The organism is Fodinisporobacter ferrooxydans, assembly GCF_022818495.1.
Taxonomy (GTDB): Bacteria; Bacillota; Bacilli; order Tumebacillales; family MYW30-H2; genus Fodinisporobacter; species Fodinisporobacter ferrooxydans.
This window is the reverse complement of the sequence record NZ_CP089291.1, coordinates 4,175,894-4,189,987: the sequence shown is the minus strand read 5'-3', so window position 1 is coordinate 4,189,987 and position 14,094 is coordinate 4,175,894. Positions and strand designations below refer to the sequence as shown.

Here is a 14,094-nt window from a genome sequence, read left to right as displayed (position 1 = left end):
CTCGGGAAAACATCCAATTTTGTAAGCAGTGTTCGACTGCATCCAATTTGTAAGTAGTGTTCGACTTACAGTTGGATGTTTTTTCATTTATATTTTTTGTTGTATCTTTTCATTTGTATTTCAAGGGTTTGGGTTATGGCGTGTTTGACTATGAGATTTTTGGTTATTGCCAGGCGTAGAATTTCCATGTATACTGTCTACTATACGCGGATAGCAATCCTTTTATGGAGAACATACGAATGTTGATCTCGAATAAACTTTTGTAGATCTGGATAAGTGAGTGCTTGCAAATGCCCCTGACCAAAGCATTTCTATGCAAATACAATGTATCATCGTACATTGCATAATACTTGGTGAACGGTTGGAAATTGCTTTGAAGCTTCACGAATCGGACAGAAGGGGGATCTATGAAAAAGAAGCGCCAATTCTATCTGGTTGCAGAAGAAATTTTGCCGGAAGCGATGTGGAAAACTGTAAAAGTAAAAGAAATGATGGCTCGCGGTGAAGTGCAAACGGTGAATGAAGCAGTACAACAAGTCGAATTAAGCCGCAGCGCTTTTTATAAATACCGCGAATTGGTATTTGTACAGCATGATATAGATGCGGACCGTTTGATTACACTATTCTTGATACTCGAACACCGTTCCGGAACGTTGTCGACCGTTTTAAATTCCATTGCGAATTTTGGCGGCAACATTATCACGATCAACCAAGGAGTTCCGATGGGCGAGATCGCACATATTACGGCAACGATCGGAATTGCACAGATGAATATTTCGGTCGATGATTTACTGACCCAACTGTTGCAATTTCCCGGTGTCCGGAAAGCGGAAGTCGTAGGATACAGTTAATTTGTCTTACCGCTCATGTGGCTGTTTTTTTCTTGAACCGGCATTTGTTAGTGAACCGGCATTTGTTCTTGAACTGGTATTTGTTAGTGAACAGTAGATAAATACATGTAGTTGCATGTGTTTGTTAAAATACATGGCTTTATTTTAAGGAGGAACTGGTATGTGGAAAGGAATTATCGATGAGTACCGTGAATTCATGCCGTTTTCAAAGGATGTACAGGCTGTTACCTTGCAGGAAGGCAACACGCCATTGGTATATGCGAACAATTTGTCAGAACGGACAGGATTGCACATATGGCTGAAATTTGAAGGCGCCAATCCGACCGGCTCTTTTAAAGATCGCGGCATGACAGCTGCCATTACGAAAGCAAATGCAGATGGCGCCAATGTGGTGATTTGTGCATCGACCGGGAATACTTCTGCAGCGGCAGCCGCATATGCAGCCCGCTGTGGCATGAAAGCAGTCGTCGTCATTCCGTCCGGGAAAATTGCCATGGGAAAACTGGTGCAGGCAGTGATGTATGGTGCCCAAATTGTCTCGATCGAAGGGAATTTCGACGCTGCCTTGCAAATCGTCCGGGATATTGCCGATCACTATCCGATTACGTTGGTAAACTCGGTAAACCCATATCGGATCGAAGGGCAAAAGACTGCTTCGTTTGAAATTTGCGACGCATTGCAGGCAGCACCGGATATTCTGGCGCTTCCTGTCGGCAATGCCGGGAATATCACGGCATATTGGAAAGGCTTTAAAGAATATTACGAACATGGAAAAAGCGACCGTCTGCCCCGCATGTTCGGATTTGAAGCAGAAGGCTCTGCGGCTATCGTTCGCGGCGAACCGATTCCAAATCCGGAAACATTGGCAACCGCTATTCGAATTGGCAATCCGGCGAGCTGGCAAGGCGCCGTACAAGCGAGAGACGAATCCGGCGGCGTCATTGATTCCGTAACAGACGATCAAATACTGGAAGCGTATCGCTTGATTGGACGGGAAGGGATTTTCTGTGAACCTGCATCTGCCGCTTCTGTTGCCGGTGTTTTAAAAATGTATGAACAAGGGAAGATTGAGCAAGGCAGCCGAATTGTTTGTGTTCTGACAGGAAACGGCTTGAAAGATCCGGATACTGCCATGCGCTTTGCCACAGATGGTTTAATTACCAAATTGCCGGCAGATCGGGATGCCGTCGTAGAAGCGATATATGGCGGCAGCGTGTCGGGTGTGGGACGATGAAAGTTCGCATTCCCGCCACATCGGCAAATATGGGACCTGGATTTGATTCGTTCGGTCTGGCCCTGCAGTTATACAATGAGATTGAAGTAGAGCGTATCGAGCAGGGACTCGTAATTACTGTAGATGGAGAAGGCAGCGAATATGTGCCTTTGGACGAACAAAACATCGTTTTTCAGGCGATTCGCTACGTGTTTGAAAAAGCAGGCGAAGAAGTTCCGCCATTAAACATTCATATTCATAATGAAGTGCCGATTACGCGGGGGCTGGGATCCAGCGCCACGGCAATCGTTGGCGGTGTGCTTGCTGCCAATCGCCTGTTGAACGACCGCTATTCACAGCAGCGGTTGCTCACATTTGCGTCTGATCTGGAAGGCCATCCGGATAATGTCAGCGCGGCGATGCTGGGTGGATTTGTCGTAAGCGGGCAATTTGCAGCCGGTGCCGCCGTCCTGTATAAGCGGTTTGAATTGCCAAAGGAGTTCACTTGTGTTGTAGCTGTTCCCAATTTTCATTTAGCGACTTCCGTGTCCCGGAATGTTCTGCCGGAACAAGTAAAATTTTGCGATGCTGTCGCTAATATCGGTGCGGCTGGATTGTTGGTAGCCGCTGTAGCGAGCGGGGACATGGAATTGCTGCGGGATTCGATGCGGGACTTGATTCACGAACCGTACCGCATGCCGTTGGTGCCAGGCATGGAAAAAGCGGTGCGGCTGGCCAGAGAAGCAGGAGCTTTTGGCGTCGCATTAAGCGGTGCAGGACCGTCTGTCATCGCGTTTTGTGACGAAAACCGCATGGAGCGGATTCGGGCTGCATTGTTTGCGGGACTTGCCGAGGCCGGCACAAATTGTACGACACTCGTGCTAAAACCGGATTGGAATGGGGCAAGTTTCGTGGATGAGGAGAAATATCGACACTCCCCGGCGCAAACGTCCGGCTTTGAGAAGTCCGTTCGCATATCATAGCCTCGCATTTCATAGTACGCAGTTCATTGGTACGGTTTGCGTCGTATCGATTCTTCATTTGCTTACGGTGTACAATGTCAAAGTATGATCAAGGTATGGATTCAGATCCTGAAACTAACAGCAGAAATGCAGAAGGAATCCAATTCCGTAATATCGAATTGTTTTAAGAGTCGGTGAAAAGGGGGAATCGAATTTGCAACATATCGGTTCTGCTTTATCGGATCTTGGCTCGATCGCAAAAAAATTTCGTGGAACGTATACGATAGAAGATTTTTATAAAAACATTCCGGAATTGAAGGAATTGAATCTTTCCAGAGATGCAGTAAGCCGCGGTCAAATTGCCTTGTTGGATTATTTGAAGCAAAAACGGATCTGCAAAGAGTGCAAAGGCTACGAGAATTGCGGGAAAATGGGCGATGCGCAAGGGATGACGGAAGTGCTTGGCGAATACAATGGCGAGTTGATTGTACGGACACACCATTGCCAGCCGTATATGCAGTGGCAAGAACTGCGGAGAGTGGAACGGTTTAAGCAATATTCCGGAAGAGTCTATGGTCTCGAACGGTTTGCATTTTCCAATTTTCCGGCAGAACAGCGCAAAAAATTCCCCAAATTATATACGACCGCTTTGCAATTCAGCGATACGTACCAAGTGGGTGAGGCTTCCAAGGGATTGTATATCTTTGGGCCGCCGGGTGTGGGCAAAACTCATCTGTTATTGGCAATTGTCAACCGGTTGACGGAACGGAGAATTCCTTGTATTTTTATCCGCGCTGAGACGATTTTTGATAAGTTGCGCAGTTTGATCGGTTCCGGACAAGATGTTGAGCCAATTGTTGAAACGTATTGCCAGGTGCCTGTTTTGGCCATTGACGAATTTGCCCAAGAACGGGCCAATGAATTTACAATCGACCGCATTTTTCGCATCATCAATTATCGGTTTAACGCACAACTGCCGACGTTGTTTACCAGCAACTATGAACCGCCGGCGATTTACGGGCGAGTCTCGCCCGAGTTGCAGCAGATGGTAGATGCTTTAAAAAGCCGGATTGTACAGATGAACCGTCATGGCCGACTGGATGGCGAAGATGCGCGCTTGCGGGATATCCAGTTCCTCGATCGATAAGGATAACCAATTGCTCGTTGTAGTAATCAGATACTCGTTGTAGTAACCGGATACTCGATATGGTAACCGGATGTACGTGTAAACCCGGACATCTTATAGTGCGTGTTCAAAACTTATGTGGCCTTTCAGCCACCGCATCACATGAAAATGTTATTTTCGTACAAAAAGTGGTGAAGTCAGTGAGTCTTGCCCGTTTTTTGAACATCCGCTTATAAGATGTTTGGGTTTGCTTATTTTACAGCAAAGGTGTGCGTAAAAAAAACAAACCGATGCTAAACGGCTCGATCCGGATGCGCGGCTGTCTGCGCCAAGCTAGCTCCGCCAACCTGGTTTCCCGTTCCGCCAAATATGCCTGCATTTCATCTTCCTTGGCTTTTTGCAAAAGCCCTTCATAGTAGTCATCCAATTGTTTTTTGTCTTGCCGCAATTGTTCCATGGCTTCTTCTGCCCATGCATGATCTTCTGCATGGATGCGTTTTGCAATATCGTTTTTTAAATCTTCCCATGCCGATTGGCACTGCATTTTCCACAATTCTACATCATCCAGAGCGGATTCGATTGCATACTCCTCATGTTCCTTTGTATCGCGATTTGAACCATTCCCAATCTTTAGCCGATCCGTTGGAGCGTGGCCTGTTGGGCGCAGAGGATTTTGATGCTTGCAGGGCGTCGGCGCTTGCGGGGATGCTTGGTACGTCCGTGCTGCCAGATGCCCCCACACATCAGTCAGGATGACACCTGATTGCATTTCCACAGCATCGCATGTAAATATGTCTCTGCGCCGGTCTGACAGGTATGAGATTTTTATCGTCGCAATCAAATAAGGAATATAGCTGCCGCTGCCTGATTTTTTGCCTGTTTCGAATAAACGGACAATTCGTCCGCGTTTTTTTGCAGATTGAAAAATTTTTAAAAGTTGTTGGCTGCCTAATCCTACATAATGCAATCGTGCAGCATCTTGCGGTTTTTTATCAGGCGAAAAAATCAGATGCAAAATGGTTGGCTCTACATGTTGCCCCATGGCCTCTGCCCATTTCCAGAAAAAGGGCCGTTCAATCAGCTCTTTGTCTACATCTCTTGGCAATTCAACCTGCAAATACTGGGGTTCTTCCCGGTAAATCGAAGCTCCTACCGCTTCGAAATACCGTTTGCAGTATCCTTGTATCTGTGCCTGATTCATGAACTGTCGCACCTCCCAACGAATTAGAATTCAAAAGGTTCCAATTCCTCATGCTGCAAATCCTGTTGTGTCTGTTGAATCATGGACCCTAATTGATCCAATTGCTGCTGCAATTCATCCTTGTCTTTGGCTGTTACGATCCATTCCATCAATTTTTTTTCAAAAGTAGTTTTCATCCGCAGTTTGCCGATAATCAGATCCAGTTCACCGATCACCATTTCAAACATGCGAATTTTCTCTTGCAGCAGATGAACGATATGTTCTTCAATCGTATCTTTCGTGGATAAATTATAGATATGAACATCCCGAGTTTGCCCCAATCGATGTACACGGCCGATCCGTTGTTCCAGCCGCATGGGGTTCCAAGGCAAGTCGAAATTGATGATCTGATTGCAAAATTGCAGGTTGATGCCCTCGCCGCCGGCTTCTGTCGCAATTAATACTCTTGCCTTCTTTTCGAACAATTCCCGCATCCAGTCTTTTTTGCCGCGTTTAAATCCGCCGCGAAAAGGAACACACATGATTCCTTGCTTTTTCAGCATGTACATCAAGAAATCTTGGCTCGCCCGATATTCGGTAAATATGATGACTTTATCGTCGATATCGCGAATTAATTCCATTACTTTTTGAACTTTGGTGTATTGTGGAATGCGCTCAATCAAATGATACATCTCTTGCAATTGCATCTTTACATCCGGATGTGTATCCGGGTCTTTCAGCATCGACTCCAACGTAACGGCAGCCGCATAAGGTGAACTGCAAATCTCCCGCTGTAAAATCATTAACGGCAGAACATTTAATTTGAATTCTTTGCGTTTGTTGTATTCATCTTTGACAAATGCGGATACTGCATCATATAGATTTCGTTCTTCGGGTGACAATTCAACCGGAATGGACGTTACGATCCGCTTGGTAAACTGGATGTTTCCTTCGCTGCGCTTGTTGCGAATCATGACTTCATCGATGACGCTTTTCAGTTCTGTGGAGTTTTTGGGCAATCGCTTTTCTTCTACGTAGTTGTCCATAAAGTGTTCGATATTGCCCAATTGTCCCGGCTTTAACAGTGTGATTAAGTTGTATAGCTCTTTTAAATCGTTTTGAACAGGTGTCGCTGTAAGCAGCAACAAATATTTTTTGCGCAATTGGTTGACCATCTGCCAGTTTTGCGTTTTGTTATTTTTTAATTTGTGTGCTTCATCCACAATCACCATATCCCACTCTTGATCGAGCACGATCTGCCGGTGCGGATCCCGTTTGGTCGTATCGATGGATGCGACGATACAATCGTAAGCGGTCCAGGCCCATTCCTTTTTCTGCGCATACGCAGGGATTTGAAATTTTTGATTCAACTCCCTTGTCCATTGGGATACAAGAGAGGCCGGAACCAGAATTAATACTTTTTTCACAAGTCCGCGAATCATATATTCTTTTATGATCATGCCAGCTTCTATCGTTTTGCCTAATCCCACTTCGTCCGCCAAAATCGCCCGTCCATGCAATTCATTCAAGACGCGTTTGGCCGTTTGGATCTGGTGGTCATACAATACAACATCTTTTAATTGATCAAGACAAAGGAGTTCTTCAAAATTGGGAGCCAAAGTGATTTGTTCAGCTTCGATGGCGAGTTGAAAACATTCCCAATTATCCCAAGCATTTGTGTCAAATCGCTCCATCATTTCTTGTACCAAGAATTCTTCAAATTGGCAAGCAGGAACAAAAGATTTTGAAATTGAAGATACTTGGTGTTGGGATGATGGAAGAGTTGTTGAAGACAACACGGGCAAATCCCCCACAAAAACGAATTTTTGACCTGTTTCAATCGTTTTGGATCGTTTCTTATTTTTCTATCTTGCAATCTGGTAGCGCATAGTATACCCTCTTTGTATGGAATGTTTCATGCTTACACATTTTTAAATGAATATTTGCGGATGATCTTCGTGGGAGAGAGTATCCTATGGATAACGCCGAAGGAGCAAATGGTTCAGACCGAACGGAACATGAATCTCTCAGGCAAAAGTACCGCGAAGGGACGCGACTCTGGAGAGTGCCAATGATTGGCCACCAACGGGGTAACTTCAAATTGGTTTGTACATACTACAAATACGTGTATGATAAACTGCACTGCACGTTTAAACATTCACTTGTATTTGAACACTCATTTGTAATTATGTACAAAATGGAAGGGAACTCTCAGGTAGCAAGGACAGAGGAGACACGGGTTTGCAGGCCTGCGTGTCTCCTTTTTTGTTGTAAATTTTTTGAAATGGATGAGAGTGACCATGAGGAAGTTCGAAATGCGAGAAACTGGGAAAGTGTGAGGAATTGTGAGGAATTGTGAGGAATTGTGAGGAATTGTGAGGAATTGTGAGGAATTGTGAGGAATTGTGAGGAATATGAATTCCGGAAGGATGAGTGTATTATGGACGTTTTAAAACAAACCCCGTTGTTTCCCGTATACCAAGAATATGGCGGAAAAACGATTGATTTTGGCGGTTGGGCATTGCCTGTACAGTACAAAGGAATTTTGGATGAACATGCGGCAGTTCGGACACAAGCGGGTCTATTTGATGTCTCCCATATGGGCGAAATTGTACTATCCGGGCCGGATGCGTTCGCGTCCATTCAAAGGCTCATTACAAATGACATTTCCAGGCTTGAAATCAACCAGGCGATGTATTCGCCGATGTGTTATGAGCATGGCGGCTGTGTGGATGATTTGCTTGTCTATCGCCTTGCCGGGCATGAATACCTGCTTGTCGTCAATGCGGCCAATATCGAAAAGGATTTTGAATGGATTTCCGCTCATGTGCAAGGGGATGTGCATGTGGAGAACAAGTCCGGGGAGATCGCCCAATTGGCGCTGCAGGGACCGAAGAGCGAGCAGATCCTGCGGAAGCTCACCGCTTTCGATTTGTCACAGATTCGCTATTATTGGTTTGCACAAAATGTGGAGGTCGCCGGGATTCAGGCATTGATCTCACGGACCGGCTATACCGGGGAAGACGGGTTTGAACTCTATGTGCAAGCAGATCAGGCGGTTCAATTGTGGAATCGATTGCTGGCAGCAGGCAAGGAAGACGGATTGGTGCCGATAGGTCTGGGCGCCCGTGACACGCTGCGTTTTGAAGCGCGCCTGCCGTTGTACGGACAAGAAATCTCGGCAGATATTTCCCCGCTGGAAGCAGGGCTTGGCATGTTTGTCAAGCTGGATAAAGGAGAATTTATCGGGCGTGCCGCATTGCAAGAGCAGAAAACCAATGGTGTCAAACGCAAACTCGTGGGGTTTGAGATGGTCGAGCGCGGGATTCCCCGCAGCCATTATGAGGTTCAGGTTAATGGCCAAACGATCGGCCAAGTAACGACAGGCACGTTTGCACCCACATTGAAAAAGAACCTGGGTCTGGCCCTTGTCGATGTGGCATATGCCTCGATGGGTCAGGAGTTTGATGTCATCATTCGCAATAAACCGGTGCGGGCGGTCGTCATGAAGACGCCATTTTATAAACGTGCGAAGTAGATGCTTAAAAGTTGATACTTATAAAGCAGATGCGCATGAATTGGTTGGCTATGAAGCAGATGCTTGTAAACACAGCTCACCTTATACATTCAACTTATCTTGTATACACAGCTGATAGTGAAGACACAAGGAGGATTATTCTTGAAATCATTCAGTTATCTCCCACATACAACGGAAGATCGCCAGCAAATGTTGGAATTTTTGGGACTTTCGCAGATCGAAGATGTGTTTGCCGATATCCCGGAAGCGGTCCTATTTAACCGCCTCTATGATTTGCCCAAAGAAATGTCGGAACTGGAAATCAAACGTCATTTGCAAGCACTGGCAAATAAAAATACCAGCCTTGATACAGTTTTATGCTTTCTTGGGGCGGGCGCCTATCATCATTACATTCCGTCGGTTGTCGATGCGATCATCAGCCGGTCGGAGTTTGCGACTGCCTATACGCCGTACCAGCCGGAAATCAGCCAAGGCGTGCTGCAGGCGATTTTCGAATATCAAACGTTAATTTGCGAATTGACAGGCATGGATGTTTCAAACGCCTCGATGTACGATGGGCCGACTGCCTTTGCGGAAGCTGCCATGATGGCTTGTTCGGCAACCCGCCGCTCCAAGGTATTGGTCAGCCGCGCCGTACATCCGGAATATCGCGGCGTGCTTGCCACATATGCGAAGGGGCAAAACGTGGCAGTTGCAGAGCTTCCGTACAAAGACGGCATGACAGATGTGCAGGCGCTCAGCGCAAGTGTCACAGAGGAAATTGCAGCAGTCATGGTCAGCTATCCAAATTTTTTTGGTAGCATCGAAGATCTAAAGGCATTGGCGGAAATCGCGCATGCCAAAAAGGCGCAATTGATCGTCGCCTGCAATCCGTTGGCACTCGGCATCCTGGAATCTCCCGGCGCATGCGGCGCAGACATCGTCGTCGGCGACGGGCAGCCGCTCGGCAACTCTCTATCTTTCGGAGGTCCTTACGTTGGTTTTTTGGCGGCTACGAAAGAGCACGTCAGGCGCGTACCGGGGCGGATTGCCGGGCAGACCAAAGACAGTGAAGGGCGGCGCGGGTTTGTGCTGACACTGCAGGCCCGTGAACAACACATCCGGCGGGAAAAAGCGTCTTCCAATATTTGTTCCAATCAGGCATTGAACGCACTGGCAGCAACTGTATATATGAGTTATATGGGAAAACAAGGATTGCAAGACGTTGCAAACCTGAACATCCAAAAAGCTAATTATGCAAAAAAGCGGCTGTCTGAGGTCGCGGGTGTGGAACTTGTCTTTTCCGCCTACACGTTTAATGAATTTGCGGTTCGCCTGCAAAAGCCCGTGGCAGATGTGAACAAACAGTTGCTGCAAAAGGGAATCATCGGCGGATATGAGTTGGAGCGGAATTATCCGGAACTTGCAAACTGCATGTTGATCGCAGTAACGGAACAATTGACGAAAGACGACATCGATGTGTTCGCAGCACGATTGGGGGAAATTGTATGAACGGGGAAAAACAATTGATTTTTGAAATAAGTGTACCAGGGAGATCTGCATATACGCTGCCGGAATGTGATGTGGAAGCGGAGGGCATCGATGCATTGGTCCCTGCGCATCTGCAGCGGCATGCGCCGGCAGAATTGCCGGAAGTGAGCGAGCTTGATCTCGTTCGCCATTTTACGGAGCTATCCAAACGCAATCACGGGGTGGAGTCCGGTTTTTACCCCCTTGGTTCTTGTACGATGAAATACAACCCAAAGCGCAATGAATGGGCGGCACGCTTGCCCGGGTTCGCCAATATTCACCCGTATCAGCCGGAAGAAACGGTGCAAGGCGCCCTCGAACTGCTATACAACTTGCAAAAGGACTTGGCGGAAATCACCGGCATGGATCAAGTCAGTCTGCAGCCGGCCGCCGGCGCTCATGGAGAATGGACGGGCTTGATGATGATTCGCGCATATCATGAGTCCCGCGGGGAACAAAGGACAAAAGTCATCGTGCCCGATTCCGCCCATGGAACCAACCCGGCCAGCGCAAGTGTGGCTGGATACAGCACGATTACCGTAAAGTCCAACGAGCAAGGCGGCGTGGACCTGGACGCCTTGCGGGCGGTCGTTGGCCCTGATACGGCAGCGCTCATGTTGACAAATCCAAGTACACTCGGGTTGTTTGAAGAAAATATTGTGGAAATTGCGGAAATTGTGCATCAGGCGGGGGGATTGTTGTATTATGACGGAGCCAACGCCAACGCCATTTTAAGTTATGCGCGACCGGGCGATATGGGATTTGACGTGGTGCACTTGAATCTCCATAAAACATTTTCCACTCCGCACGGAGGCGGAGGTCCTGGAGCAGGCCCTGTCGGTGTAAAAAAAGATTTGATTCCATTTCTGCCGACACCGACCGTTGAATATCAAAACGGCACATATGTACTGAACTATGATCATCCGGAATCCATTGGTAAAGTAAAAGGGTTTTACGGTAATTTCGGCATCCTGGTGCGTGCTTATACGTATATCCGCACATTGGGAGCCGAAGGGTTGAAACGGGTATCGGAAGATGCCGTATTGAACGCTAATTACATGATGCGCAAATTGCAGTCTTATTTTGATTTGCCGTATGATACGCTTTGCAAACATGAATTTGTATTGTCTGGACGCAGACAAAAGAAACTTGGCGTCAGGACATTGGATATCGCCAAACGCTTGCTGGATTTTGGTTTTCATCCGCCGACCATTTATTTTCCGTTGAATGTGGAAGAAGCGATCATGATCGAGCCGACGGAGACGGAAAGCAAAGAAACTTTGGATCAATTTATCGATACCATGATTCGAATTGCCAAAGAGGCGGAAACGGAGCCTGAGACGGTGATACAAGCACCGCATCATACCCTCGTGCGGCGCCTGGATGAAACAACAGCTGCCCGTTCGCCGATTTTGCGCTATACAAAGCAATCGTAATTTGAATAGAAATTTGAATGGAATAAGAAAATCTGTGAGAAAGATTTGCTAAGAAACGCACATAGAGGCTGTCCAGGGTGACATTGGATGAACCAGTCCCAAAACTAGAACGAAAAACCTCCAAAACCACAAAGAAAGCGGTGCTGGAGGTTTGTTCTTTATTTTTATTGTGAAAAAAGTAGGGGCTGAAAAACCAAAAATGACTTTTGGGACAGCCTCCCGCAAGCAAAAGATGGTTCCAGACTCTCTACGACAGGATCGATGCATCCTCCCCAAGGTGTAGCACGTCTCCAATCGTTTCGATTTTCCAAAGTTGCCCTTCCCGAATCAGTGTTGTAATACTCGTATTTTCCAGATGTGTGATGCCTGTACCTGCTTTTCCTTCACTTATCATAAAAAGAACAGCATTAATCCAGCCGCCGTGGCTCACGACAGCGACCGATTGTCCGCGATGCCGCTCGGCGATTTCCGCCAATGCCTGCATCGCGCGGAGACGCACATGTTCCAACGTTTCCTGACCTACGTTCGCATGATTTCGCGCTTGGTAATCGGGGAACATTTGATCGATTTCATCTTTCGTCATGCCTTCCAATTGTCCATAATACCGTTCTCGCAACCGTTCATTGATTTTCACACCAAGGCCGTGATGTTTCGCGATATGTTCAGCAGTGTTGCGCGCCCGTTGCAGATCACTGCTATAGCACGCGGAGATTGCTTCCTGCCGCATTCGATTCGCTACTTGCCGTGCTTGTTGCAGCCCGATGTGATTCAGAGGGATGTCAGTATGTCCCTGAATTCTCCGTTGTGAATTCCAATCCGTTTCACCATGACGAATTAACAGGATTCTCGTTTTCATTTGGTTCCCTCCAACTGAGAAATCAGCCCAAAGCCCATAGATAGCACTGGATCCGTTCACTTCGAATGTATGCATTCTTCTGTTGGTGCTGCTTTGGCAACAGAGATATCTGTGAATTGTAAAAAGTATATCATAGGATGTGATTTTAGAGTAGAATATGTAAATAAGCTATCGCAGGTGCAAGTTTTACGGTCAGACTATTCAAAATGGCGTGTTTATGGTACAATGTTTTGGGATTTTTGCCAGAAGACGAGAACGTACTGAAAAAGGGGAGTTCGTGATGGAATGGCGGCTACAGCGTTTGCAGAATGTGCTTAAACAGAAATCCTTTGCTGCGGTACTTGTCATGCAACCGGAAAACCGCCGCTATTTGACAGGTTTCACCGGTTCTTCCGGGATGGCTGTGGTCACGGTCGATGCTGCCTATTTGTTGACGGATTCTCGTTATACGGAGCAAGCAAAGTTCCAATCTCCGCATTTTGCAGTGATCGAGCATGGTCCGGCACAAATGTTTCAAGCAGCATGCCAGGTCCTGCAGCAGCGTTCCGTACGTGCGGCGGCGTTTGAAGAAGATTTTGTTACGTTCGATCAATATCGGCAACTTGTGGAACAATTGCCATCCATTGAGCTTGTCCCGGTCAAAGGATTGGTAGAAACGCTCCGACTCGTCAAAGACGAGCAGGAATTGGAAATCATGCGTACCGCAGCAAACATTGCTGATGCTGCATTTTTACATATCGTGAAATGGATTCGCCCCGGATTATCGGAGCGGGAAGTCGCTTTGGAATTGGAAATTTTCATGCGCAAACAAGGAGCCAGCGGCTGTTCCTTCGAAACGATCGTCGCTTCCGGACCGCGTTCTGCTTTGCCGCACGGGGTAGCTAGCGAGCGGGTCATTCAAAACAACGAATTTGTAACATTGGATTTTGGCGCGGTGTATCAAGGATATTGCTCCGATATTACCCGCACCATATGTATGGGAACTCCTGATCCGAGACACAAAGAGATCTATGGGATCGTATTGGAGGCGCAAATTCAGGCTCTAGCCGCGATCAAACCGGGAATGACCGGTCAAGAAGCAGATGCTATTGCTCGCCGACGAATTGAAGCACATGGTTTTGGGGAATGCTTTGGACATAGCTTGGGACATGGGTTGGGGATGGCTGTCCATGAACAGCCGCGATTGTCCAAAATTTCGGATGACGTGTTGGAGCCGGGGATGGTTGTGACAGTTGAACCGGGGATCTATATTCCGGATTTCGGCGGTGTACGGATCGAAGACGATATTGTCATTACATCGGCCGGAAATGAACGTTTGACACATTCTGCAAAGGAATTGCTGTTGATTCGGTAAATGTTGCTGTTCGGCGTGTTTACTATATAGCTTTGTATACACTTTGTATGCAAGATATGGATTGATTTT

General features: G+C 47.0%; 11 protein-coding genes and 1 riboswitch. Of the genes, 8 read left to right on the top strand and 3 right to left on the bottom strand.

What is annotated here, in order from left to right:
• Positions 1 to 407 precede the first annotated feature (407 nt).
• From LSG31_RS20175 to zapE, 4 genes are all read left to right on the top strand, one after another.
• Complete coding sequence (locus LSG31_RS20175) at positions 408 to 851, top strand: ACT domain-containing protein (RefSeq protein WP_347436826.1); 444 nt, start codon at positions 408 to 410, stop codon at positions 849 to 851.
• A gap of 160 nt (positions 852 to 1,011) precedes the next feature.
• Positions 1,012 to 2,085 carry a threonine synthase gene (thrC, locus tag LSG31_RS20170; protein WP_347436825.1) on the top strand — a complete coding sequence of 358 codons (1,074 nt, stop codon included), beginning with the start codon at positions 1,012 to 1,014 and terminating at the stop codon, positions 2,083 to 2,085.
• On the top strand, positions 2,082 to 3,047 hold the full coding sequence (thrB, locus tag LSG31_RS20165) for a homoserine kinase (protein ID WP_347436824.1): 966 nt from the start codon (positions 2,082 to 2,084) through the stop codon (positions 3,045 to 3,047). The genes thrC and thrB overlap by 4 nt, the downstream gene beginning before the upstream one ends.
• 193 nt (positions 3,048 to 3,240) lie before the next feature.
• Positions 3,241 to 4,173, top strand: coding sequence for an AFG1/ZapE family ATPase (gene zapE / locus LSG31_RS20160; protein ID WP_347436823.1), 933 nt, complete (start codon positions 3,241 to 3,243; stop codon positions 4,171 to 4,173).
• A gap of 235 nt (positions 4,174 to 4,408) precedes the next feature.
• On the opposite strand, the gene LSG31_RS20155 is transcribed toward zapE, so the two are convergent.
• On the bottom strand, positions 4,409 to 5,353 hold the full coding sequence (locus LSG31_RS20155) for a YqhG family protein (protein WP_347436822.1): 945 nt from the start codon (positions 5,351 to 5,353) through the stop codon (positions 4,409 to 4,411).
• Positions 5,354 to 5,376: 23 nt separating this feature from the next.
• Complete coding sequence (locus LSG31_RS20150) at positions 5,377 to 7,029, bottom strand: DEAD/DEAH box helicase (protein ID WP_430734292.1); 1,653 nt, start codon at positions 7,027 to 7,029, stop codon at positions 5,377 to 5,379.
• Between the two features lie 252 nt (positions 7,030 to 7,281).
• Positions 7,282 to 7,385, top strand: a riboswitch (glycine riboswitch).
• Positions 7,386 to 7,772: 387 nt separating this feature from the next.
• On the opposite strand from LSG31_RS20150, the gene gcvT reads away from it, so the two are divergent.
• From gcvT to gcvPB, 3 genes are all read left to right on the top strand, one after another.
• Entirely contained in the window at positions 7,773 to 8,870 is a 1,098-nt protein-coding gene (gcvT, locus tag LSG31_RS20145) for a glycine cleavage system aminomethyltransferase GcvT (RefSeq protein WP_347436820.1), read from the top strand.
• 141 nt (positions 8,871 to 9,011) lie between these two features.
• On the top strand, positions 9,012 to 10,361 hold the full coding sequence (gene gcvPA, locus LSG31_RS20140; protein WP_347436819.1) for an aminomethyl-transferring glycine dehydrogenase subunit GcvPA: 1,350 nt from the start codon (positions 9,012 to 9,014) through the stop codon (positions 10,359 to 10,361).
• Positions 10,358 to 11,815 carry an aminomethyl-transferring glycine dehydrogenase subunit GcvPB gene (gcvPB, locus tag LSG31_RS20135; RefSeq protein WP_347436818.1) on the top strand — a complete coding sequence of 486 codons (1,458 nt, stop codon included), beginning with the start codon at positions 10,358 to 10,360 and terminating at the stop codon, positions 11,813 to 11,815. Before gcvPA ends, gcvPB begins: the two co-directional genes overlap by 4 nt.
• A 247-nt stretch (positions 11,816 to 12,062) precedes the next feature.
• Here the strand turns inward: gcvPB and LSG31_RS20130 are convergent, their stop codons facing one another.
• The gene (locus tag LSG31_RS20130; protein WP_347436817.1) at positions 12,063 to 12,671 is read right to left on the bottom strand and encodes a histidine phosphatase family protein; all 609 of its coding nucleotides are present in this window, start codon (positions 12,669 to 12,671) and stop codon (positions 12,063 to 12,065) included.
• Positions 12,672 to 12,948: 277 nt separating this feature from the next.
• On the opposite strand from LSG31_RS20130, the gene LSG31_RS20125 reads away from it, so the two are divergent.
• Entirely contained in the window at positions 12,949 to 14,025 is a 1,077-nt protein-coding gene (locus LSG31_RS20125) for a M24 family metallopeptidase (protein ID WP_347436816.1), read from the top strand.
• Positions 14,026 to 14,094 lie beyond the last annotated feature (69 nt).

What these genes read in the sequence shown, in the direction of transcription:
- LSG31_RS20175 (WP_347436826.1), top strand. Translation starts at nt 408, where the DNA reads ATGAAAAAGAAGCGCCAATTCTATCTGGTTGCAGAAGAAATTTTGCCG.
- thrC (WP_347436825.1), top strand. Translation starts at nt 1,012, where the DNA reads ATGTGGAAAGGAATTATCGATGAGTACCGTGAATTCATGCCGTTTTCA.
- thrB (WP_347436824.1), top strand. Translation starts at nt 2,082, where the DNA reads ATGAAAGTTCGCATTCCCGCCACATCGGCAAATATGGGACCTGGATTT.
- LSG31_RS20155 (WP_347436822.1), bottom strand. Translation starts at nt 5,353, where the DNA reads ATGAATCAGGCACAGATACAAGGATACTGCAAACGGTATTTCGAAGCG.
- LSG31_RS20150 (WP_430734292.1), bottom strand. Translation starts at nt 7,029, where the DNA reads ATGATGGAGCGATTTGACACAAATGCTTGGGATAATTGGGAATGTTTT.
- gcvT (WP_347436820.1), top strand. Translation starts at nt 7,773, where the DNA reads ATGGACGTTTTAAAACAAACCCCGTTGTTTCCCGTATACCAAGAATAT.
- gcvPB (WP_347436818.1), top strand. Translation starts at nt 10,358, where the DNA reads ATGAACGGGGAAAAACAATTGATTTTTGAAATAAGTGTACCAGGGAGA.
- LSG31_RS20130 (WP_347436817.1), bottom strand. Translation starts at nt 12,671, where the DNA reads ATGAAAACGAGAATCCTGTTAATTCGTCATGGTGAAACGGATTGGAAT.